This is a genomic window from Liquorilactobacillus sp., from assembly GCF_047719775.1.
Lineage (GTDB): Bacteria > Bacillota > Bacilli > Lactobacillales > Lactobacillaceae > Liquorilactobacillus.
Map to the genome: position 1 here is coordinate 23,065 of NZ_JBDNTS010000012.1, position 23,340 is coordinate 46,404.

A 23,340-nucleotide genomic window follows, 5' to 3' on the forward strand; every position below is an offset into this window, starting at 1 on the left:
AGTACTTACCCGAAATTACGAACATAGCAGGCACTTTGCTATGAGTAATTCAAAGTTAGACGGAGAATTTTGACTTATGAAACACGTTTATACGGAATAAATAGAGAAACTGAATCAAAATTTAGCTTTGGAAACGGAGGAAATACAATGTCACTCAAAAGTTCAGTGGCAATTACTGCAGGGCGCACATCCTATTGGTTTTTGCATAACTTTTTACATGGTGGTACCGCATTACCAGGGAAAATAACGCTGGCAATTGATCCAGATGTACTGCAAGATCTCGCAAAAAATTACGAGACAGTTATTATAACTGGAACAAACGGGAAAACTTTGACAACCGCGCTCACAGTTAAAGCACTAAAAGTAAAATATCCGCGAGTATTAACTAATCCAAGCGGCTCTAATATGAAACAAGGAATAGTTACTGCCTTCTTAACTTCACAAAAAACTAGATCTGGCAAAAACTTGGCTGTACTTGAAACAGATGAAGCTAATGTAGAGCTTGTAACGAAATATGTTAAGCCAAAAGTTTTTGTTTTAACCAATATTTTTCGTGATCAAATGGACCGTTATGGTGAAATTTATACAACTTATGCCAAAATTCTTGCAGGAATCAAATTAGAACCCTCTGCGACGATTATTGCAAATGGAGACGCACCGATTTTCAACAGCATAACGTTTCCTAATCCGGTTATCTACTACGGAATTGACGCGCAAGAAGATAAGGAACAACAAGCATTGCCGAATACCGATGGCTTATTGTGTCCAAGATGTCAGCACATCTTGCATTATAAACAGATTTCATATGCAAATTTGGGTAAATACTACTGTTCAAATTGCGATTTTAAACGACCAGAACTGGAGTTTTCAGTGTCTAAAATTACCCAACAAACCCCTCAAAGTTCTGAATTTGTTGTCAACGATACCGCAATCAATCTGCATATCGGTGGAGCCTATAATATCTATAATGCTTTAGCCGCGTATAGCATTGCCCGTTTTTTTGAAATTGACAGTCCCTTGATTGCAGCTGCATTAAATGATAATGATGAAAAGATTTTTGGCCGACAAGAAGTTATTAACGTTGATGATAAAAAAATAACCTTGATATTAGTGAAGAATCCTGTCGGCTTAGATCAGGTACTTGAAATGATTAAAACTGATTCAAATCCTTTCTCACTTGCTGTCTTGCTAAATGCAAATTATGCCGATGGTATTGATACAAGTTGGATTTGGGATGGCCGTTTTGAGAATCTCCCTTTCAACAATATTCCAAGTGTACTTGCTGGTGGGGAACGTTATCGCGATATCGCATTTCGTTTAAAAGTAGCTGGTGTTTCAGATAAGCAATTTATGGAACGTGAAAATCTGAACGAAGCTTTAGAGGTACTCAAAAAAATGCCTACCAATAAAATTTATGTTTTAGCAACCTATACAGCTATGCTTCAATTACGTAAGTTACTAGCTAGCCAGTCCTATATCAAGGAGGGAATGGAATAATGAGTTTTAAGCTGAACGTTGCTCATCTCTACGGTGATCTCCTAAATACCTACGGCGACATTGGGAATATTCTCGTACTCGAATATTATGCCAAACAAATGAATGTTGAATTAACTTCTGAAATCGTCAGTTTAGACCAACAGTTTGAAGAATCTAAATTCGACTTTGCTTTTTTTGGTGGTGGACAAGACTACGAACAAGTCATCGTTTCAAAGGACATTCAAAATAAAAAGAAAAGCCTGACTTCCTTTATTGAAGATAATGGCCCAGTGCTTGCAATCTGTGGCGGCTATCAACTTCTTGGTGAGTACTATATCTCAGCCAAGGGTGAAAAAATAGCAGGAATTAATGCTCTTCCTCACTATACAAAAAGCCAAGACAATAACCGGTTTATCGGCGATATTACCATTAAAAACTCCGAGACTGGTCAAGAATATCATGGATTTGAAAATCATAACGGGATGACTTTCTTAGGCGAGGGCGAACGACCGCTTGGCACAGTTATTAGTGGCCATGGTAATAATGGCGCAGATAAGTCAGAAGGAGCCATCTATAAGAATGTTTTTTGTTCCTATTTTCATGGCCCAATTCTTGCACGTAATGGTGAGTTGGCCAAGAGGCTCCTATTATTGGCACTACGGCGCAAATACCCTACTACTGACTTTACCCGACAGGAACAGTTGGAAATTAGACCAACATATTAATTAGTCTTTTTTTAGTAGAACAGTCTGCTAGTGTGCGGGCAAAATATATAGAGGAGCTATGTCAAAAATTAACGTTTGACATAACTCCTCTATATTATTACGAATAAACGTATTCCATAAGTTAAAATTTAACAATCTAAGCGACATACTCTATTCAGATTCTTACTATGCTTTTTCCCCAGGCTCAGAAATAATCAACGTTAGATTACCTCTGAATTGCCATTGTTTCACAACAAATGGTAGGATAAAATGAACGCCTTTCTTGATTGAATACTCCTGATCTTCAATTATCAACTTACCATGACCATCAAGTACGGAAAACAACGTATATGGTGCTTTTGTTCGTATTCCCATACTTTGTCCACCTTCCAACTCCAGCTTGTAAACACTAAAAAAGTCTGTTTGGACAAAAGTTGTAAGCATCCCATCTCCTACTTTTGCAACCTTAGTCTCAAGTTTCGGATCTTCATGGGGAACATTCGTAACATCAATTGACTGTTGGATATGCAGCTCTCTTTTTTGTCCAGTCTTTTCATCAACACGATCAAAATCATAAACCCGATATGTTGTATCACTACTTTGTTGTGTTTCAAGAACCATAACACCCTTACCGATTGCATGAATAGTTCCACTTGGCACATACAAGAAATCGCCAGCCTTAACAGGAACATGTCTCAATAATTTATTCCATTGTTCATTCTCAATCAGCTCTGCTAACTCTGCGCGTGACTTAGCATGATGCCCATAAATCATCTCAGAATCTTCATCAGCTGAGATTACATACCAACATTCTGTTTTTCCCAATTCATGCTCATGCTTCAAAGCATATTTGTCATCAGGATGAACTTGTACTGAAAGTGCTGTGCGTGCATCTAGGATTTTGGTCAATAATGGAAAAACATCGCCCTTGGCATTGCCAAACACTTCACGATGCGAATCCCAGAGTTCATTCAATTTAACACCCTTAAACTCCCCATTACTAATAGTTGCAGGCCCGTGAAGATGAGCAGAAATTGCCCAACACTCTCCCGTATGTTCACTTGGAATCTTGTAACCAAACTCACTAGCTAGTTTGTTTCCACCCCATATTTTTTCTTGGAAAGCTGGTTCTAAAAAAAGCGGTTCTTTTGACATAGCTGTTCCCCTCTCAATTTTGGCTTCGCTTACATTATATCTCTTTTTCACCCAAATATTCATCAATTATTTGGTCTCTACGCAATAAAAATTCATCATTTGGCGTATGTGGATGCACCCTATTTGTCAGAACAATCAGTGCATCTTGCTGCTTTTTATCGATTAGAATAAATGTTCCCGTATATCCAGTATGATAGATACAAACCTCATTTGCCTGATTATCTCTTAAGTCCCAGCCATATGTTCTCCCTAAGTTGTGCGTTGGCGTCTGATCTTTAAACAATTCGTTCACTATATCCGTTTTAAAGAATGTACGGCTAGTGCTCTCGCTTAATAGCCATTTAGTAAACTTCACTAAATCCTTGATTGTCATAAAAAGCCCTGCTGAACCACAGTGTTGCTGCAGAATATATGCCTTTGGATCATGAACAACACCTTGAATTAACCCACGCTTTTTGGTTATTTCTGTAGGCACACATTCGTTTTTAAGCGGTATAAATGTGCTATTATTTAAATTTAACGGCTTTAACACCACTTCTGTGATTACCCTTTGAACTGGTCTCTTATAGAATTTTTCAATAATCAGACCTAAAAAGATCATTCCAATATCAGTATAAACAACTTCATTCTCAAAAGTTGGGCCAACATGCAGTGTATACAATGCTTTCAATAGTTCCTGTGCGCTTAATTCATTTCTATTCTTAATATATCCAGTAATGCCAGAAGTATGCGTCAGCAAATGGCGAATTGTTACTCGACCATCAAAAAAATTTGGGAGATATTTGATAACCTTATCATCAAATGCCAATCTTCCTTCATCAACTAATTTTAGAATTACAGTTGTGGTTCCTACAACCTTGGTAAGTGATGCCACGTCGTACTTTAAGTCAGGGAGTAACTCCTGCAAACTAGGTTCTAGCTGTCGTTTTCCAAAAACTTCACTCTGCTCTTCTTCTTTATGAATCATGGTATAAGATACTCCAGGTACAATTCTATCTGAGACTAGTTTGTGTAATAAATCCGTTGTTTTTTCATTCATCATTTTTTCGACTTCTTCTTATTAATATTAACAATTTTAAATTCCCCATCATCGTAATCAACCTGACTGACACGGGCATTCTTCAACAGCAATAAAGGCACATCCCCACTCAAGTTCTCAATGAATAATGAAAGTATCAGCGCATGAGCCACAATTAAGATATTTATCTCCTGTCCATCATATTGTTTACCAATAGTAGACAAGGTCCTTGTAATTCTTATACTTAACTGCTTAGCATCTTCAATTTGTGCACCTTCATCCATTTTTCCAAACAAGTTAATGGCTGCTGCAACTCGTTTTTTTGAAATAGCCGCACCAAAAATCTGACCAATTCCCAATTTTTGGATAGCATTTGGAATCATATGCCGATTCTTCATCTCTTCAAAATTCCCAAAACTGATCTCTCTTAACCCAGGTTCACTAATTATCTTTGGCATTTTTCTTTGATTCTCACTCAAAATAATCCGCGCCGTTTCTTGTGTTCTTTTTAAATCACTGGTATAGACACTATAAAATTCGATATTTTGGAGCCGTACTCCGAGTTTGCTCGCTCTCCTTATTCCTTTTTTTGTTAAAGGAGAATCTGTAATCCCTTGAAGGCGGTGATACCTATTCAACTGTGTCTGACCATGTCGAACTAAATAGAAATGTACTGTCATACTTTCACCCCATTCAAAGAATTTCTTTAGTTGGTTCAATTATACCAAAAATACTGCTACAATTGAGTTAAATAACTGGAGGATTGATAAAAAATGGCAAGTAATTCTGATTCAATCTTTAATCTTTTATCTTATCTAAAGCGACATAAATCTAATTACCAATTACTACAAAATCCATATAATAATGTAATCAGACTAGCTATTTCAAACAAGACACCCATTTCTGATACCGATATTTATTTTCCCACTAACCAATTAATGGTCAATCGTCTGGCTGATGACTTTCTGGCACAACACGGGGAACTCCTGGACTATTACCTTGATTTTGAGCAAATAAATAACCCGCACTTTGTAGAAGTTTGGGTTACGACTGCTTATATCAAAGACATCCAAAAATATTTTTTAGAATTGTCTTTTGAATAATTCTCTCTATCTGTGCATTCTCAATGGAATAAACCTTAGTATTACAAAAAAGTTTACTAATACTAGGGCAGCTGTGACTAAAAATACGCTTTGATAGTTGAAAACACTCGAAACTAACGATCCAATCAATGGTCCCACAACTCCACCAGTTGCTTGAAAAGATTGGTTGTAACTGAAAATTCTTCCAAATGCTTCACTAGGAACGTCGACAGTCAAGATAGTCTGAACTGCCGGTAACATTGCTGCACTAGAAAGCCCTAATATAAATCTTAGTATTCCTAATTGCAACGGGCTAGTTACAAAGAACATTGGTATGAAGACAACTGTTGTAATTAGTAACCCAAACAGTAAGACCCTTTCAGGTTCCGTCTTATCCATCAAGCGCCCTATTCTTGAGGCCACTAATAATGTTCCAAATCCCGGCATTGCAGCTACAATGCCACTAACTAATGAAATATTCCCATACCCATGCATCAACTGGCGGACTAATAAGCTAATAATTGGTGAAATCGACATCAAAGATGATTGTACAAGTAATGTCGTTAAAAACATTGTAATAATCAAGCCCTTATTCTCTAATTCACCGAAGATTTTCTTAATAGATTTCATTTTCTTTGCAGGAATCGGAATAAAATGTTCTTTAACGTAAACATTGGTCAATATGAAGACCAACCCCATTAGTATTCCCGTGATAAAAAAAGTGATGCGATACCCGAGACTGCCTGCAATCAGGCCACCAAATAGCGGTCCTAATAATGTTCCAGTAACATTTGCAGTCATCAGATTACCCATTACCTGACCACTCCGTTCATGTGGTGTTTCTCCCGCCATCAGAGCAGTTGCATTGTTGATGTACCCTGAAAATGCTCCTTGCAAGAACCTTAACAGTATTACAATCCAAACGCTTTGCGCTGTCCCAACCAAAAATATCGTACATGCCATAACACCAGATGCGCGTAAACACATCAACTTACGCCCTTTTTGGTCTGCCAGACTTCCCCAGAAGGGTGAAACAATGGCTTGCGAGAAATATGTAATTGAAAAGGCTACTCCAGAATACAGATTCAACTGCCATGTTGAAAACTTACCAAGAGTATCTATATAAAGTGAAATAAACGGCATTGTCATTGAATAACCTAGCGCAGTTATGAAGCACCCCATCCACAGTGTCAGAAAACTTTTTTTCCAGACTCGACTGTCGTTTGTAGCGGCTTTTCCCATCCAAATTTCAGCTCCCTTATAAATTAAACAACTACCATGGTAACACTCCAGTCAGCTTTAGCATATAAATTTGTGATAAATACTATAAAAAACTAATTATCGAAAGCCATATAATTCTGCTTTTTTTCAACAATACAATTATTTTGGCTATTCTTCAAAAATTAAAGAATCAACTTAAGGGCTTGACTAAACATAGGAAGGGACTGGGCCAAAAGTTAAATTTTGACCTAGTCCCCCGTCCCCACTAACCAATTTATTTTCTGATTGTCAATCATCGATTAAATCAGCAGCTTATAATCCTATACTCTAAAAATTTTGTTAATCATCCAAATCTCTTTCAATATCAAGACCATAAATGTCACTGACGGGTTCATTCTTATCAACTGGATGAACCACTAAAATCGTTGTCGCTCCTTTTTCACTTACATATCCAGCAAAACTTGCAACTTCTTCAACGCGATATGCTAGGCCATCCGAATTATAAATATACTGACCTGCAATTGGCATATTCTCAAAATACACCTTATTCATCCGATAATATTCATTTTCTCCATCATGCATTACTAGAACAACCTTAAACATTCATTTCACCTCTCAAAGTCTACAGATATAAAACAACCACTTTAAATTAACATAATTCAATAACTTAATTATATCATTTTTGTATTCAGATAAACGTTACAAATCATTTAATTAAACTTCTAAATTTTCACAGCAAATACTTAGCTATTTATATTAATTAATAAGTAAATTGTTAATTTCTGAAAGACTGTGAACTATATAGTCGGCTGAATAATTTGTCAAATTTTTTTTGCGTTCTGGATTGAACCACATTGTGTCAATTCCTGCATTAATGCCCCCAGCAATATCAGAAGTCAACGAGTCTCCAATAATCAATGAACTATCAGCATCGAAGTTTCTAACGTTATCAAAAACGTAATTAAAAAATTTTTTATTTGGCTTTTGATATCCTGTCTGTTCTGATATAAATATATCTGTAAAATAGGTATCGAAATGTGAATCAACTAATCTTTTAGTTTGTACACTTTTCACTCCATTTGTTACTACAAATAATTTAAAAGACTTTCTATGCAACGCATTCAATAATTGCCGAGCTCCAGTAACTTCTTGGTGCCCTTGTGCCAAATATATTAAATATTGTTCACTCATTTGATTATTATCCACATTCATTCCAAATTCTTGGTTAAAAAAGTCTGCAAATCTAGTAGATAGTAACTTTTCACGTGATATTTTACCTTGCTCCATCCTCTTCCAAAGGGATTGATTGAACATCTTATAATTTTTCCTAACAACAGCAGTTAGTTCGACCTCAGCTACTGTACTAAATAGTTTTTCTAATGCTTGATTTTCCGCTGCTCCAAAATCCAATAAAGTATCGTCAATATCGAAAAACAAGGTTTGATATTTTTTCTTCAAATTATTTTCCTCCATAATTAGCTATTATCGTAAAAATATATTTATGTATTCTGCGAAAAGATCTACAATTAATAAAAACACAAAACAAAGGATTAAAATATGGCAACTTTTAATTATTCACTTGAACTGCTCCAAAGTATTCCAGATTCAAAAATTATGGCTCTCAAAAAACTAACACCTGAATTCATAAGTATTGCATATACCAATCATACTCGTTCTTTTTTTGAAACAACCTTTTCAACTGCTGCATCATTCAAAAAAATGACTAATATCAAAACAGTCATTCATCTACCAGCATCTTCATTTACACAAAAAGAGCTGTACAAATTATTAACAGAATTAAAGAAAGATGTTATTGATTCAGCATTGGTCTTATCTGGTAATCAGAAAATAGCCAAAAATGCTGTCCTCCCGTCAGCACTTGGGTTAGCTCAATTTTTACATAATGAGCTCCCGCATTTTAAAATTTTGTGTAGTTGTCATCCAGAAACTGCCGCTTCAAATGTTACTCTGGAAAGAGAAATATCTCTAATGAAAGCCAAAGAAGCTGCTGGATGTAAAATATTTATTTCACAAATTTTCTTCGACACTCAGCTGTTCATACAGTTCGTTCACCATTGTCGCAATGCCGGAATTAAAGCCCAAATCAGAGCCGGTATCATGGTAATAACTAATAAAACCCAACTAGCTTTTGTAAAGAAAATATTACAATTACCTAGTTCATTTAAACAAATTTCAAACAATACTGAACTTAAAAAAATTGGTATTCAATTTGCAGTAAATCAAGTCAATCAGCTCAAAAATGAAGGACTAATCGATTTTCACTTTTTTACAATTAATGATTTAGAAACTGTTCAAATATTGATTGACGGAGTATTATGATAATGGCTATTAATTATAATATGTTTTGGAGGATGAAAAATGAACGATTCAATCGAAAATATCCCAAATCTTTCTTCTAAGCTAAGAGCTGACATTGTTGAAACACCGGCAATTATCCGCCATGCATCAGGAATCAAATTATTTGGCAAAAAAATTAAAAGTATTATTTATACAACTGATGTTGCCGTGATTGCAAACTGTAATGCAGATGCTGTTCTTGTCGTTTATCCATGGACTCCCAATACCCGCATTCTAGAAGCTGTTTCAACAGTTTCAAATATTCCTATTCTTGCAGGGATAGGCGGCGGTCTAACTAATGGTATCAGATCAACTGTCGTTGGGCTTTTTGCCGAAGAAAACGGTGCTCAGGCTGTTGTCCTGAATGCACCAACACCCATTGAGACAATTAAAAATGTCACAAAGGCTGTTGATGTACCTGTTATTTACACTGTTGTAAGCTCAAACCTAAACTTAAAAGAAAGAATAGACGCTGGGGTAAAGGCTTTTAATGTAGCTGGCGGAAAAGACACTCCAGAATTAGTTGCTTGGGTAAGAAATGAATTAAAACGACTTGGTCTAGATGAAAATTTTCCCATTATTGCATCAGGCGGTAAAACAGATGAACAAATTCTTGAGACAATTCATGCGGGTGCTAATGCTGTTTCTTTCACTGCCTATGGTATTACAGAAACAACCTTCCAGAAAAAAATGGAACAATATCGACGTGAGAATTAAAAATTTTAGAAACAAAGGCTACCTTTGTATTCTCTTATCATCTATAATAAAGGTAAGTTAGTTCTAAAAAATGGCAGGAAGTTTTTTTAAGCATTCATTTGTCTCTGTCAAGAAATATTTACTTGTAATGAATAGAGGAACTGGGTCAAAAGTTAAATTTTGATCTAGTTCCTCTATATTATTACAAATAAACGTGTTTCATAAATCAAAATTCTCAGTCTAACTTTGAATTACTCATAGCAAAGTGCTCACAATGTTCGTAACTTCTAGTTGATACTCAAATTTTCTGACTTATGGTACACCCAACTTATTTTTATATTCTGAAACTCTAATTAATATGAGCTTCCTATGAAGTGAATTCAGTCACCATCACCTATTAATTAAAAAGTATGCTAACTTTCCTGTTCAATGATGTCTTCATTAATATCGTCAAACATTATATTATCAATTCGGTAAGAATTTCTAACATCTATCTTCGAAACTTTCATATCGGATCTCAACAAGAAGCTCTTTCCATTTGAATGCTTGATTGAACTGTTTTGGGGATTGTAAATTGTGACTACAACAATATGACCTTTTCCCTTTGCACCTTCACCTTCGGAACCTTCCTCATTCGTTGTACCAACATAGACACATGGATTTGTTTCATTTCCTACCATTAGTCCTAAATCCTTCAATACTCTCTCCATCATAATCCTTCTTCCTGCTTAAATTGACGAAGGCGTCATACCACTGTACGACGCCTTCTAACTAAGCTAATTATATTAAATTGTTCCGAAAATTTTATTACACGAACTAAAATTAAATTCTAACTTTCAAAGTGCTATCCCAACCTCTATAACACATTTACAACTCTATAGTTGCGCCATTAACATGAAAGATCATCAAACCTAAAACCAATCTATAAATTAAATAACGCTTAATGTAATTACATTGTACCATATATTATCAAATATTAATAGTCAACCAGTTGCAGCATTCCTCTAAATCAGAGAGTCCTCCGCAGAGAACTTTCCGATAACGTAATCGTAATCAATACAACCCTGAAATCTGACCTTCATCACTTAACTCCATCGCATTTGCTGCCGGAGTTTTTGGTAAGCCTGGCATGGTCAAAACATTACCAGTCAGCGCAACAATAAATTGTGCTCCCAATTTTGGAACAAATTCACGAACATGAATTGTAAAGTCAGTCGGTGCCCCTAGTTTCTTTGCATCGTCAGATAATGAATACTGTGTTTTCGCCATACATACTGGAAGGTGGTCCCATCCCAATTCGGCAAATTGCTTAAGCTGACGTCTAGCTTTGGGGCCATACTCCACTTTTGTTCCACCATAAATATTGGTAACAATTTTCTCAACCTTTGCCCGAATATCATCTGCTTCTGAATAAAGCGGTGTGAATTCATTAACTTCCTCACAAGAAGAAACTACCGCCTTCGCTAATTCCAATGCACCAGTTCCTCCTTTTGCCCAAACGTTAGCAACCACTGCTTTTGTTCCTTCATTAGCACACAGTTTTTGCAGACACTCTAACTCAGCTTCAGTATCAGAAGTAAATTGATTAATTGCAACTATGACTGGTACATTATACTGCTTCATATTATTAATATGCTTCCTTAAATTGACATAACCCCCTGTCAATGCTTTGATATTCTCTTGTTCCAAGTCATCCTTCTTAACTCCACCATGCATCTTTAAAGCCCGCACTGTTGCAACAATTACAATTGTATCTGGGGTCTTCTCAAGTACTGGTACCTTGATATCCAAAAATTTTTCGGCACCCAAATCTGCACCAAAACCAGCCTCCGTAATTGTATAGTCAGCTAACTTCAACGCAGTCTGAGTTGCCAGAACACTGTTACAGCCATGGGCAATATTAGCAAATGGTCCACCATGAATAATTGCGGGCGTATGTGCCAAAGTTTGAACTAAGTTTGGTTTAATTGCATCTTTTAACAATAATGCGATTGCACCTGTCACTCCTAACTGAGCGACAGTCACCGGGTTTCTCTTTGTTGTATACCCGATTACTATATTCCCAATTCTCCGTTTCAAATCAGCGACATTCTTTGCAAGACACAAGACAGCCATTAACTCGCTAGCAACCGTGATATCAAAACCATCTTCGCGTGGAATACCTTGGGAAATTCCACCTAGCCCAATCACAACATGTCTCAACGCCCGATCGTTAATATCTAATACTCTTTTCCAAATAATTCGGCGTTGATCAATATCTAATGAATTACCCTGATATATATGATTATCTATCAAAGCAGCCAAAGTATTATTGGCAGTTGTCAAGGCATGCATGTCACCAGTAAAATGCAGATTTATGTCTTCCATTGGAATAACCTGTGAATATCCACCACCTGTAGCTCCACCCTTCATTCCCATAACCGGTCCCAATGAAGGTTCACGCAGTGCAATCATTACTTTTTTATCTAGTAGACTAAGTCCATCCCCTAGTCCAACAGTTACAGTCGATTTTCCTTCTCCTGCTGGTGTTGGATTTATTGCGGTCACCAAAATTAACTTTTCTTTAGTTTTATTATTTTTATTAACAGGTAATTTAATCTTTGCTTTAAAATCCCCATACTGCTCAATATCTGATGGCTTCAAGCCAACCTTTGCAGCAATCTCATTAATATTCACCATTTTAGCTTGCTGTGCAATTTCAATATCTTTCAACGAGAACATCCTCCTAACAAATATAACTGAATTATAATTCATTGTTCGTTAAATGTCATTATATTATTTGTATATGTGGTAAAATAAAACATTATACTATACTTATCAATGCTAATTGCGAACTTTCTACTATGAATCTATTAAATTGTATAGAATTTCGCAACTGCTTTTCCTCATAATAAAATAGTATTTTTGGTTTTTTACAGTAATATTAATTCCATACCTTGCCATTCTAACATTCTCAATGCTCGCCAGCTCGAATTTTTTTGTATTTTGTGGAATTATTGTATGAACTATCAGCTTTTCATCACTTATTTCAATCCACCTGAAAAAAATTTGAATGAGTACAACTACACAAAAAATTATAAAAACAACAGCTGTCCATATTTGAAAAACGGTTATCTCAAGCCACAATAGAATACTTAAAAGTAGTATCATGAATGTGAATGACCAACAAATGACGCTGGTCGCAATATCTGGCTGATACCAGAACTTTTTGTTCATAAAAAACACCTTCCTAGGAGTGATTAATCTGATTAAACTTTTTACTGATGCAGCTACAAAGGGAAATCCCGGAACTAGCACTGCTGGTATCCTCATCATCAAGAATGGTAAGCAATTCCAATATGCCATTTCACTACCAGATTCGTCCAATCATACCGCTGAATTTCTAGCAGCACTAACTGGCTTTCAATATGTAGAAAAATTATTTGGAAATACTGAAACCTTGATGTTTTTTAGTGATAGTCGCATTGTAATCGAGAGTATTGATAAAAACTATTCGAAAAATTATAATAATCTCCTTGTACAACTAACTGCATTCCAAGCAAAATTTCCATTAGTTATTAGCCAATGGATTCCTGAAAAAGAAAATCATGGAGCACATACGTTAGCAGTACAAAAGCTGTACAGCATTTTAAAAAAATAATTCTGTCTTAATTATACTAGACATCTCGGTAAATAACGAAATTATCGTTTAATTAAACTTTTTCTAAAGAATATCCAGCACTCTGATCAATTTAACATTTACTCAATCTAAAAAAATAGTGTGCCACAAACTCAGCACACCATTTTTACTGCATTCGTATAAAAAGCCGTATTAATTGCTGCGCTCCTTTTTCCCCCAATATTGGAAGTAATCGGTCCGCAATGAGCCATTATATAACTTACGCTTTTTCGTAGCCCTTTGACCATAAAATTTATCAAATTCAAGATCACTTGTAAGAATATACTTACTCCAAGTAGTTAGTTCTCTATATGTCTGCCCCATCTGCTTATATAATTCTCGGACAGCAGTCTGGTCACTCAAACGTTCCCCATATGGAGGATTAGCGACAATCACACCATTCTTTTTTTCAGTCCTAAAATCCTTCAATGCTAATTGTTTAAATTCGATACTGTGAAGAAGTCCAGCTTCTCTTGCATTAAGCTTTGCGATATCAATCATCTTACCATCAATATCGTAGCCGGCAATATCTAATTCAATATCATAATCCGCTTTCGAATCTGCTTCATCTCTAATCTGTTGGACCAATTCTTCTGGATGCCAGCCCCAAGTCTCGCAAATAAAATCTCGATTGAATCCTGGTGCAATATTATGACCAATCATTGCAGCTTCAATTGGAATCGTGCCTGAACCACATACCGGATCAACAAAGGGCATTTCGGGATACCAATGTGCCAGAAGTACTAAAGCCGCAGCCATATTTTCCTTCAACGGAGCTGGCCCCTTCTCAATTCTATAACCCCTCTTGAAAAGACTTGATCCTGTTGTATCCAAAGTTAACAGTACCTTATCTTTATTGATTGCGACCTCTAAAGGAAATTTTGCTCCAGTCTCAGCAAGACGCGTTTTCCTATGATAGACCATACTCATCTTATCAACAATTGCTTTTTTTACAATTGCTTGAACATCTGGGACACTGTATAGTTTAGACTTCTGTGATTTTCCAGCTACTGGAAATTCTGCGTCCAGTGGCAAGTATTCATCCCATGGTAAAGCTTTAGTTTTTTCAAATAATTCATCAAAAGAAGTAGCCGTAAACTCAGCGATTACAATTTTTATACGATCGGCTGTTCTCAACCACAAATTCGTCTTAATAATATCGGTAAAATCTCCACTGAATCTAACTCGACTATTTTCAATTTCAACATGGTAACCCAGATGTTTGAGTTCATTTCCAACAAGAGACTCAATCCCAGCAGCAGCAGTCGCAATTAAATTATATTCTTCCATGTTCACCCATTCCTTTATAATTTTTTCAAAATAAAAAGGTTAGGAATAAACCTAACCCCTCCCTGAGATGTAGTCCTCTATAAGCCACGTTCCGTACGTCATTCAACACAGGATGTTGAAATCGGTGGTAATCATCTATCTCCAGATAGTTTCCTATCTGCCCCCATGATTTGTTCATTTCCGTCATGAAGCGCCCCTACCAAAGTTTGGGTTACCTGCTCGTGGGGTTTACCGCGTTCCATCAATACTGTTTCCAATATTGCTTCGTCACTGTGGCACTTTCAAGACTACTCGGACATAGCTAACTGCCTTAGTCCTTTTATCTGCCGTTACCCAAAGGTACCTTGCCTTATTTTTTCAGCAAGCACGATCACTACAGGCGTCTCAGCCTGTGCAAGCTTGGACTTTCCTCAGCCTACTCAATGTAGACCGCGATTACCAGAGAACTACACCAAATACTTAAAATAATTTACTAAAAACGACTATCTCTATTTGCATCATCATTCAGTTGCGCACCAAAAACATGACGCTCTAAATTAGATAAACGTTTTAAAATGTCCATGTTCGTAACATTAGATACTGGACGACTAGTCTGACCACTTTTTCCAACAGCCAACTGCTTTGTTAATTCATCCACTTTACTAACAAGACGATCATTTTCCATTTGCAAGCGTTGTGTTTCTTTAGAATACGTCTCATAGTCCTTGATGACATCATCAAGAAATTCGTCTACATCTGCTGGATCATAGCCACGCATCTTAGGCTTGAAATTTTTGTTTACAATATCTTTTGGCGTGAAATTTATCTTCTCCACAGCAATGCACCTCATATTCTTTAGAAAAACTAAGTCTACAACTCTATTAATTATACCAAATATTACTGCTATTGCAAATTATTTTCATTTTTTCTTTCAAAAAACTCCCTAGTCCCATTTTCAAGCCAATCCATATCAAGGGTTACAATATTATATTCATGTCTTTTTGCATATCTTTTTGCCGCTAATACATCATATTTTGGCTTGCCTTCAAATTCTGAATCATATACCATTAACGCTGCTTCAGTATGTTCAAGCATAAAATTCTGCCAATTTCGTAATTGTTGCGGAGACTTATACTCCTCAGAACTCACCGTTGCACAAAAATCAACTTGACTTTTTAAGAGTGCAAATGCTGCTTGCCGTTCTTCTTTCCACCTTGTTTCAAATTCATTATAAGGCAGCATCATTGCCACTTTAAGTTCTGGGAATTCTTCTTTCATTGAACAAACAACTTCAGCAGTCATTTGTTCAATCCCAGACTGTCCGCCAACAAGTACCCAGTCAAGACCATCCTCTGCTTTTTGTCTAATTGCATCTTTTAGAATGCTTTTTAAAACTTCGACTTTCGGGTCAGAATTTTTATAAATATTTAATTCATAACTACGATATCCGGTAACCCACATCCGCATTATTCATTTCACTCCTATCATAACTTGACTAATCGTGACTTACATCGACACTAAAGTACCGAGCTTCTAGGAACAAGCATAACTTATCTCATCTCATACATTTCAGTATTCGATAGCGGTTTACTCTGGTTAGCTATCTTTTCACTATATGTAGCTACCATCTGCTTAGCTTTGGTATAGTTCTTAAAATCAGCTAGCTCTCTAGGTTCAACGACTTTACTGTGTTTATCCCAAACTATTTCTTTTTGTACTAATAGTCTTCTTCTAGCTAGTCGTTTTTCCAAGTAGTGTTTCTTTTTAGCAAGAATCTAATCAAACCTAATTGTCGGATATTTAACAGCATCTGATGTGCTTATCAAATCAACTATCCCCATATCCAAACCGACAGCTTGATTTGTCTTACTAAATTGTGTTTGATTTTCACACTCAATTAGTAGAACACAATAGAACTTGCCTGTTGGACTTAACTGGATAGTCGTTGACTTGATTTTGTCATCCGTGAATTTTCCTCTGTATAAGGGAGTGTGCCATAAGTCGGGAAAATTTGAGTATTAACTCGAAATTACGAACATAGCGAGTACTTTGCTATGAGTAATTCGAAGTTAGACGGAGAGTTTTGACTTATGAAACACGTTTATACGGAATAAATAGAGAAACTGAATCAAAATTTAACTTTTGACTCAGCCCCGTTTCAAATAATAATTATAACATTGTTATTTATACATTTAGACTTAAAACTTTGCTTTGGAAACTTTCGCGACTTAAATTTAGGATATCAATTTAGGATATCCCCAAGTTTTTTAAAAAATCTTTGGAAAGCTACAGCTAGTGTTTCACAAATGTCTTGTAGTGAGGTACTCTCAGCTTGTTTTAACCATGAATATTCCGTTTTTAATTGTTTTACTAAGAAGTTCATTGCAAAACCATTTAAGAACTTAGAATCTTTATTGTTTTTATAGTACTTACTTTGCATCTCCAACATCTGATTCCAAACAAATCTAGTCGCTCCAAAGTTCTCAACTATTTGTTTTTGTTGTTCTAAATTAGGATATATCCGTAGTTTAAGCCCTTGATACATTCAGGTTCATCTCTTTTGATGTCAAGCTTTTCTCCAAAATTTCAGCATATGGAGAAACAATTAACAGAATACAATTCTGGTCGGTCAAAGCCTTAACTCATCTTACGCTTAAAAGCATAAGTTTTCTTAGTTACCGACCCTATAAATAGCAAATATCATCTAATCTGAAGTAATGCTTTTTTGCCAACTGTTTACGTTGTTGGTATAATAGGTCGAATGGGAGCGTGAGGCGACATGGTTCTTAGATATCCAAACGGCAAAACATATCAACCGAGGGTAATAAAAGAAATACACAATAATAAGAATTCAAATATTATATTTGGCAACCGCGGAATGTCGTTGGAAGAAGAGCTTAACCAAAGTAACCAGTACTATTTGCAACAGGGGATTGCTGTAATCCACAAAAAGCCAATACCTATTCAAATTGTCCAGGTTGACTATCCGCAAAGAAGTGCTGCTGTGATCAAGGAAGCTTATTTCAAGCAAGCATCTACTACTGACTATAATGGCGTATATCGTGGCTATTATCTTGATTTTGAAGCAAAAGAAACACGTAATAGAGTATCCTTTCCGCTCAGCAATTTTCACGAGCATCAAATCGCTCATATGAAGGCTTGTGTTACCCAAAAAGGGATTTGCTTTACTATTATTAAATTCACCACAACCCAGGAAATTTTTTTACTGCCTGCTTCGATTCTCTTTAATTACTGGGATAATCAAGCAAAGGGTCGTAAGTCGATTCCCAAGAAAATCATTGTTAAGGATGGATTTCAAATTAAGTATCATGTAACACCGCTTATTCCATACCTAAAAAGTATAGATAAGATTATTGAAAATCTATGTAATGCATAAAGGAGTACATCATGAGTAGCAATCAGGATCCTAATAATTCAAGAGTAATGCGAAGAAAACGGCAAATTATAAAGAAAAAGAAACCTGTTGGCAAGTTCAAAAAATTCTTTAAAAGATTTCTATTGACAATGCTAGTGCTTGCCGAAGTGACTATTGCAATTGGTGCCACAATATTCTTTATGTACGCAAAGAATGCACCATCTCTGAGCGAGTCTCAACTTACAAGTGCAGGTTCAACTACCATCTATGATGCTGACGGTAAGATCATAACTCGCATAGGAACACAGAACCGAATCTATGTTAATAGTAATAAAATACCGCAAACTTTAAAAGATGCTGTTGTCTCAATTGAAGATCGACGCTTTTATAAACACCATGGAATCGATCCACTACGTATAGCTGGCGCAGCTCTTTCCAATCTATCAGCATCTTCTGGTTTGCAAGGAGGAAGTACGTTAGATCAGCAGCTCATCAAGCTAGCTTATTTTTCAACCAGTTCTACAGACCAGACTTTCAAGCGAAAAGCCCAAGAAGCTTGGTTAGCTCTCAAGTTAGACAACACTTATAGCAAGCAACAAATCTTGACCTTTTATATCAACAAGGTTTACATGGGAAATGGTGTCAAAGGAATGCAGACTGCTGCAAAGTATTACTTTAACAAATCTTTGGACCAGCTAGATTTAGCTCAAACTGCCCTAATTGCTGGTATTCCAAATGCACCAACAGATTACAATCCATATTCCAATCAAGCATTGGCGAAAAAACGTCGTGATGAAGTTCTCAGTGCAATGCTAGCAAATAAAAAGATTACTGCCGCACAAGCCAAGCAGGCTAAAAGTGAGAGTATTACTCAGGGACTTGTACAAACACATAAAAGCACAACAAGTAGCACAACGGAAAAGGCAAAAGTTTCTGATGCTTACCTCAAACAGGTAATTCAAGAAGCTGAATCCAAGGGATACAACCCATACAAGGGTAACTTAAAGATTTACACAAACTTAGATATGGATGCACAGAAATACTTATATAATCTTGCGAATACAAGTGATCAGATCACATATCCAGACAATAATCTGCAAGTTGCTTCAACCGTAGTGAATCCTAATAATGGTAAGATTGTCGCAATGATTGGTGGCCGGAAAAGCAATAATGTAACATACGGTTTAAATCGTGCCGTCCAAACAGATCGAACAAATGGATCAACTGCAAAACCTCTGATGGATTATGGACCTGCCATTGAGTATTTGAGTTGGGCAACCTACCATGAATTACAAGATACAGAATATGTTTATCCTGGCACAAGTATCAATCTTTACGATTTTGATGACGAGTACCAAGGAGCCATAACAATGAGAAGCGCGTTAACACAGTCGCGGAACATTCCTGCTATCCGTTCTTTACAGGCGGTCGGAATTACCAAAGCGCAAAACTTCATTAGTAAGCTCGGCTTCAACTATAAGAAGACTCTTGAATTCCAAAATGGGATCGGTTTGGCTTCTTCAACACTACAAAATGCAGCCGCGTACGCTGCATTTGCAAATGGAGGAACATACTACAAGCCACGCTACATTAATAAAATTTCTTCTTCAGATGGTAGTTCTAAGAATTACTCAAGTTCGGGAAAACAAGTCATGCAATCATCAACTGCTTACATGATTACAGACATGCTTAAAGATGTTATTACTAGTTCCAAGGGTACTGGGCGTTATGCCAACATCAGCGGTTTATATCAGGCTGGTAAAACTGGGACAAACTCGTATCCGTCAGATGTTTCTTCTAAATTTCCTAGTTCAGCAGACATGGATTCCTGGTTCAATGGTTATACAAAAAATTATTCAATCTCTGTCTGGGTTGGCTATGATCATCAGTACGAGACTGGTAATTATTTGACCCAGTCGTCTGCGAGAATTGCTTCTTACTTCTATAAATACGCAATGACTTATCTTGCGCAAGGAAAACCGAATAAAAATTGGAAGAAGCCAAGCAATGTATACACAAAAACAGTTAACGGTGTGCGTGAGCTTTATCTAGCCGGTTCAACAGACACTGTATCGTCCGATATTGAGAGCTCTAGTATTGCAAGTAGCGTATTCAGCAGTGTAGATTCATCTAGTTCAACGTCCAGTTCTATAGAAAGTTCTTCTAGTTCGATATCTAGTTCTAGTACAAGTTCTTCTTCAAGTGATTCCGTTTCTTCTACTAGCGCGTCTTCTGAGAATAATTCGACATCCGATTCTACAGAAAGCTCTTCTAGTTCAGCTAATTCAGCTACTCCTAGTAACTGATACTCTACACAAAAAGCGGTAAGCTATTTAACTGCCACAGTCTCCCCATTGTTTTCAGATGAAATATCCTAATTTCTCTGATAATCAAGGGGAGATTTTTTGATACTCAAATTTGACTTGCTGGCTATTGCGTAAATTATTCATAAAAATCTTTGCTCACAGTATTTCATTAGCAAAAAGAAGACTCGAAATTATGATCATGACCTCAACTTTGTAATAGCTACTTTGGAATCAACCAGAGAATTTTGACTTATGAAACATGTTTATACGTAATAAATAGAAGAACTGGATCAAAATTTAACTTTTGATCCAGCTCCAAGGTTATCTTAAATTATTTCTAACTTGCTTACTTTTTATTTATCAACTTTACAGAAAACTCTTGCTCTGCTTTTTACCAGATCACTAGTAATATTGGGATAAGTGCTATCAAGTTATTAGTCGCATGGATTGCTATATTCAACTTAATATTGTCATATTTCACGTAGATTACTCCTAAAATTATTCCCATTGTAACATACATGAGCGCACTGAGAATTGTATCGCTTGCATGTAATAATCCAAATAAAATCCCACTTATCAAGATTGCCAACCAATTAAAATTGAAAAATTTTAATTTAATGGTATTAATTAACAGTGCCCTGAAGAACAATTCTTCACAGATTGGTGCAAAGATTACTACCATCAATATCATTGTTAATTTGACTGAATTTTGTTGAAAAAATAATTTTGTAATTGCTGTATTATTGACAGTTTGATTCTCACCATTAATCAAGAAGTTTAATATCCCTAAAATGTACTCGCTAAACAATAATATACTAAGCCCCGCTAAATACTTCCTAACAAAAGCACCAGATTGCCGCTTGGAGATTGGTGCTCCTGTAATTTTCTTCAATAATTTCCAAATTAACCAGATAGCCAAGATATATAAAATTACTGTCAACAAAAAGCTCAGGTATTGAATCAATTCATTCTTAACTTTTAGCTGAAGAATTAGTCCAAATTGAGGTACTATGCATAACCCAAAACCAATTAACAGAATTATGAGATATCCCGCTTTTTGTATACTTTTTTTCATCATATCCTTCTCCCATATTATTGAATCGTCGCTTCGCCCGTTGCATAATTAATCCTTATCCCACTTTGCACATTGGGTATAAATACATTAAATTCAATTGTTCCATCCGTTGATTTTGCTTCAATATGCGCACCAGAAGGTACAATATTTTCTCCACTATATATATCTGTAACACGATAACGAATCTTCTTATTTTGATCTAGTCCTTTTCTAACAATCGTTTCGTAATAGTTTTGACCAGTAGAGTAATCTGCGGCGGCCTCGTTTGCCCACGCAGTCTGTGTAGCGATATTGCGTTGATTTGACTCAGAGGCGTCAAAGCTAGTAATTCCGCCTATTAGAGCATACCCTAACAAATGTCCACGATCATAAGCATGTTTATATGTACCTTGTAAATTCAAGAGCTGTTTAAAACCAGCTGGTTTCCAAGAAGTCGCACCCTCATTTGTTGTATCCCGATTATGATATTGACGTGTTGTCTTATTCAGCCACGCGTCACCAACTGTTGGTCTCCCCAAACCGTCAACAGCATTTGTTGCATACGGTGCACTGCTAATATTAGTTTTCAGTGTCGTTTGATTGTTATTAATGATAAAAGCACCTGCATTATTCCAAACTATACTGCTTCCTAATTCATTTCTTACGTCTTGCAACAATACTGATTCTGCAAGTACTTGACTAGGAACTGAATTATTATTTGTTGAACTCGAATAATATGAAGAATTAGCTGTTGAACTACTACTTGACTCATTCGTATTTGTACTACTTGAATACTTTCTAGAAGTAAAACTCGTTGTTAGACTCTCTGCACTCTCATGATGTTCATGATTATTATTATCTTGAGCTGCATACCCGATTAGTAATGCAATCACAACTGTTAAAATACTTACTAGAGAAACTGGTGTACGCTTTGTTTTTCTTCTTCTACTCACTATCTTTATCCCCAACTCATTAGCTATTAGGCTATGATATTATTAAAAAGTACTGACCTGTAGTGACTTATGTCGGCACTAAAGTACCGAATAAATAAATCTAGCCCAAATTAAAAAAATAAGAGGAATGCGACAAAAAATTGTCCTACGATATCCCCTTTTACTGATTATCCATAATTATATTTTAAAAATAAGTTTCTGCCAATCTAGATTACTTATCTGATTCCAAAATCATTAAAATGCGCAACAATTCAGTCAATCTTATTGGAAACCAATTAATCCACACTACCTATTCAAAAACCTTCACATTATTCTTTGTTACATTCTCAACTTTTTGTAAGTTGCCCTGTAATAAAATTCTAAGTGGTGTATGCGCAACACCCTTAATTGGATCACAAGTAATCAACGTTATCATCTGCTTGCCTACCACATCATCTATTACCTGAACCTGATACTTGCTAATCGTTTTGCGTACGCTAATTTTGTATACATAAACTTTTTTGCCATTCGTCAAATAGACCTTATTCCCCACCTTCGCCTTAGCTAAAGGAGAAAATAAAATGTTGGGATTATTCATATGATGACCCGCAAGCGCATAATTGCCAGTACCCATTTTTTGTTGCGCTTTCATTGTTCCAGCTCCACGTAATAAATTATTATTACTAATTCCGTAAAATATGGGCAGTTTTAAATTAACAGCCGGAACAGCAATTTTCCCTATCATTCCAGTATTCGTTGATATAAGACTAGCTTTTACAATGCGTGAAGCACTAGCTGATTTGACCTTGTTAAAATCAAAGGAACCTTTCTTCTCGTGTTTCTGACTAACACTATGTTTCAAGTCAGTTGTCGTCATCTTATTTACTAATAAATCAGAAATTTGCTGATTAAAAACTAAAGCTAATCCAACCACTAATAGCAAAAACTCAATAAACCACATCATCTTTTTTTTCATTTTCATAATCCCAACCTGTTAAGTTCTCTAACATCTAAAATATATCATATTACTTCATT

At 36.0% G+C, this 23,340-nt stretch carries 25 protein-coding genes and 1 other RNA gene; 8 read left to right on the plus strand and 18 right to left on the minus strand.

Features of this window, described 5'->3' with window-relative positions; genetic code table 11:
* Window positions 1-147: 147 nt before the first annotated feature.
* Together ABF682_RS07585 and ABF682_RS07590 are read left to right on the plus strand one after the other, a co-directional pair.
* Window positions 148-1,497, plus strand: a complete 1,350-nt coding sequence (locus ABF682_RS07585) for a MurT ligase domain-containing protein (protein ID WP_415619434.1) — start codon at window positions 148-150, stop codon at window positions 1,495-1,497.
* Complete coding sequence (locus tag ABF682_RS07590) at window positions 1,497-2,201, plus strand: type 1 glutamine amidotransferase (RefSeq protein ID WP_289977250.1); 705 nt, start codon at window positions 1,497-1,499, stop codon at window positions 2,199-2,201. Before ABF682_RS07585 ends, ABF682_RS07590 begins: the two co-directional genes overlap by 1 nt.
* Before the next feature lie 165 nt (window positions 2,202-2,366).
* Here the strand turns inward: ABF682_RS07590 and manA are convergent, their stop codons facing one another.
* From manA to ABF682_RS07605, 3 genes are read right to left on the minus strand one after another with little or no spacing between them, the layout of a single operon-like run.
* Entirely contained in the window at window positions 2,367-3,335 is a 969-nt protein-coding gene (gene manA / locus ABF682_RS07595) for a mannose-6-phosphate isomerase, class I (protein WP_415619435.1), read from the minus strand.
* Between the two features lie 34 nt (window positions 3,336-3,369).
* Window positions 3,370-4,374, minus strand: coding sequence for a serine hydrolase domain-containing protein (locus ABF682_RS07600; RefSeq protein ID WP_415619456.1), 1,005 nt, complete (start codon window positions 4,372-4,374; stop codon window positions 3,370-3,372).
* The gene (locus tag ABF682_RS07605; protein WP_289977252.1) at window positions 4,374-5,033 is read right to left on the minus strand and encodes a histidine phosphatase family protein; all 660 of its coding nucleotides are present in this window, start codon (window positions 5,031-5,033) and stop codon (window positions 4,374-4,376) included. Before ABF682_RS07605 ends, ABF682_RS07600 begins: the two co-directional genes overlap by 1 nt.
* Window positions 5,034-5,126: 93 nt before the next feature.
* Here ABF682_RS07605 and ABF682_RS07610 point away from each other — a divergent pair, with 93 nt between their 5' ends.
* A complete protein-coding gene (locus tag ABF682_RS07610) occupies window positions 5,127-5,456 on the plus strand; it encodes a hypothetical protein (RefSeq protein ID WP_289977253.1) in 330 nt (109 codons plus the stop codon).
* A gap of 6 nt (window positions 5,457-5,462) precedes the next feature.
* Here ABF682_RS07610 and ABF682_RS07615 read toward each other — a convergent pair whose 3' ends face one another.
* The 3 genes from ABF682_RS07615 to ABF682_RS07625 all read right to left on the minus strand — a co-directional run bounded on the left by ABF682_RS07615 (window position 5,463) and on the right by ABF682_RS07625 (window position 8,114).
* Window positions 5,463-6,677, minus strand: a complete 1,215-nt coding sequence (locus tag ABF682_RS07615) for an MFS transporter (protein WP_415619436.1) — start codon at window positions 6,675-6,677, stop codon at window positions 5,463-5,465.
* 318 nt (window positions 6,678-6,995) lie between these two features.
* Window positions 6,996-7,259 (minus strand): LysR family transcriptional regulator, encoded by a 264-nt coding sequence (locus ABF682_RS07620; protein ID WP_289977255.1) that lies wholly within the window; start codon window positions 7,257-7,259, stop codon window positions 6,996-6,998.
* 153 nt (window positions 7,260-7,412) lie between these two features.
* Window positions 7,413-8,114, minus strand: a complete 702-nt coding sequence (locus tag ABF682_RS07625) for a YjjG family noncanonical pyrimidine nucleotidase (protein ID WP_289977257.1) — start codon at window positions 8,112-8,114, stop codon at window positions 7,413-7,415.
* Window positions 8,115-8,213: 99 nt separating this feature from the next.
* Here ABF682_RS07625 and ABF682_RS07630 point away from each other — a divergent pair, with 99 nt between their 5' ends.
* Window positions 8,214-8,996, plus strand: coding sequence for a methylenetetrahydrofolate reductase (locus ABF682_RS07630; protein WP_415619437.1), 783 nt, complete (start codon window positions 8,214-8,216; stop codon window positions 8,994-8,996).
* Window positions 8,997-9,035: 39 nt separating this feature from the next.
* A complete protein-coding gene (locus ABF682_RS07635) occupies window positions 9,036-9,731 on the plus strand; it encodes a hydrolase (RefSeq protein WP_415619438.1) in 696 nt (231 codons plus the stop codon).
* Between the two features lie 392 nt (window positions 9,732-10,123).
* Here ABF682_RS07635 and ABF682_RS07640 read toward each other — a convergent pair whose 3' ends face one another.
* The 3 genes from ABF682_RS07640 to ABF682_RS07650 all read right to left on the minus strand — a co-directional run bounded on the left by ABF682_RS07640 (window position 10,124) and on the right by ABF682_RS07650 (window position 13,025).
* Window positions 10,124-10,423, minus strand: coding sequence for a hypothetical protein (locus tag ABF682_RS07640; protein WP_289977260.1), 300 nt, complete (start codon window positions 10,421-10,423; stop codon window positions 10,124-10,126).
* 340 nt (window positions 10,424-10,763) lie between these two features.
* Entirely contained in the window at window positions 10,764-12,422 is a 1,659-nt protein-coding gene (locus tag ABF682_RS07645; RefSeq protein ID WP_415619439.1) for a formate--tetrahydrofolate ligase, read from the minus strand.
* A 129-nt stretch (window positions 12,423-12,551) separates the two neighbouring features.
* Entirely contained in the window at window positions 12,552-13,025 is a 474-nt protein-coding gene (locus ABF682_RS07650; protein ID WP_415619440.1) for an EbsA family protein, read from the minus strand.
* Between ABF682_RS07650 and ABF682_RS07655 the strand changes: the two genes are divergently transcribed.
* Complete coding sequence (locus ABF682_RS07655; RefSeq protein ID WP_289977263.1) at window positions 12,919-13,350, plus strand: ribonuclease HI family protein; 432 nt, start codon at window positions 12,919-12,921, stop codon at window positions 13,348-13,350. The genes ABF682_RS07650 and ABF682_RS07655 overlap by 107 nt on opposite strands.
* Window positions 13,351-13,521: 171 nt before the next feature.
* On the opposite strand, the gene ABF682_RS07660 is transcribed toward ABF682_RS07655, so the two are convergent.
* The 6 genes from ABF682_RS07660 to ABF682_RS07685 all read right to left on the minus strand — a co-directional run bounded on the left by ABF682_RS07660 (window position 13,522) and on the right by ABF682_RS07685 (window position 17,182).
* Complete coding sequence (locus ABF682_RS07660; RefSeq protein ID WP_289977264.1) at window positions 13,522-14,658, minus strand: THUMP domain-containing class I SAM-dependent RNA methyltransferase; 1,137 nt, start codon at window positions 14,656-14,658, stop codon at window positions 13,522-13,524.
* Window positions 14,659-14,733: 75 nt separating this feature from the next.
* An RNA gene (gene rnpB, locus ABF682_RS07665) (RNase P RNA component class B) lies at window positions 14,734-15,105 on the minus strand.
* 25 nt (window positions 15,106-15,130) lie between these two features.
* The gene (gene gpsB, locus ABF682_RS07670) at window positions 15,131-15,472 is read right to left on the minus strand and encodes a cell division regulator GpsB (protein ID WP_056990285.1); all 342 of its coding nucleotides are present in this window, start codon (window positions 15,470-15,472) and stop codon (window positions 15,131-15,133) included.
* A gap of 68 nt (window positions 15,473-15,540) precedes the next feature.
* Window positions 15,541-16,104: a DUF1273 domain-containing protein gene (locus ABF682_RS07675; protein WP_415619441.1), complete on the minus strand. Its 564-nt coding sequence runs from the start codon at window positions 16,102-16,104 to the stop codon at window positions 15,541-15,543.
* 83 nt (window positions 16,105-16,187) lie between these two features.
* A complete protein-coding gene (locus ABF682_RS07680) occupies window positions 16,188-16,388 on the minus strand; it encodes a hypothetical protein (RefSeq protein WP_415619442.1) in 201 nt (66 codons plus the stop codon).
* Between the two features lie 491 nt (window positions 16,389-16,879).
* Entirely contained in the window at window positions 16,880-17,182 is a 303-nt protein-coding gene (locus ABF682_RS07685) for a helix-turn-helix domain-containing protein (protein ID WP_415619443.1), read from the minus strand.
* A gap of 234 nt (window positions 17,183-17,416) precedes the next feature.
* On the opposite strand from ABF682_RS07685, the gene recU reads away from it, so the two are divergent.
* Together recU and ABF682_RS07695 are read left to right on the plus strand one after the other, a co-directional pair.
* Window positions 17,417-18,034 (plus strand): Holliday junction resolvase RecU, encoded by a 618-nt coding sequence (gene recU / locus ABF682_RS07690; protein WP_415619444.1) that lies wholly within the window; start codon window positions 17,417-17,419, stop codon window positions 18,032-18,034.
* An 11-nt stretch (window positions 18,035-18,045) separates the two neighbouring features.
* Complete coding sequence (locus tag ABF682_RS07695; protein ID WP_289977273.1) at window positions 18,046-20,319, plus strand: transglycosylase domain-containing protein; 2,274 nt, start codon at window positions 18,046-18,048, stop codon at window positions 20,317-20,319.
* Between the two features lie 391 nt (window positions 20,320-20,710).
* Here ABF682_RS07695 and ABF682_RS07700 read toward each other — a convergent pair whose 3' ends face one another.
* The 3 genes from ABF682_RS07700 to ABF682_RS07710 form a co-directional block, all read right to left on the minus strand.
* Window positions 20,711-21,394, minus strand: coding sequence for a CPBP family intramembrane glutamic endopeptidase (locus tag ABF682_RS07700; RefSeq protein ID WP_289977275.1), 684 nt, complete (start codon window positions 21,392-21,394; stop codon window positions 20,711-20,713).
* A gap of 17 nt (window positions 21,395-21,411) precedes the next feature.
* Window positions 21,412-22,326 carry a DNA/RNA non-specific endonuclease gene (locus ABF682_RS07705; RefSeq protein ID WP_415619445.1) on the minus strand — a complete coding sequence of 305 codons (915 nt, stop codon included), beginning with the start codon at window positions 22,324-22,326 and terminating at the stop codon, window positions 21,412-21,414.
* A 289-nt stretch (window positions 22,327-22,615) separates the two neighbouring features.
* Entirely contained in the window at window positions 22,616-23,281 is a 666-nt protein-coding gene (locus ABF682_RS07710; RefSeq protein ID WP_415619446.1) for a class A sortase, read from the minus strand.
* Window positions 23,282-23,340 lie beyond the last annotated feature (59 nt).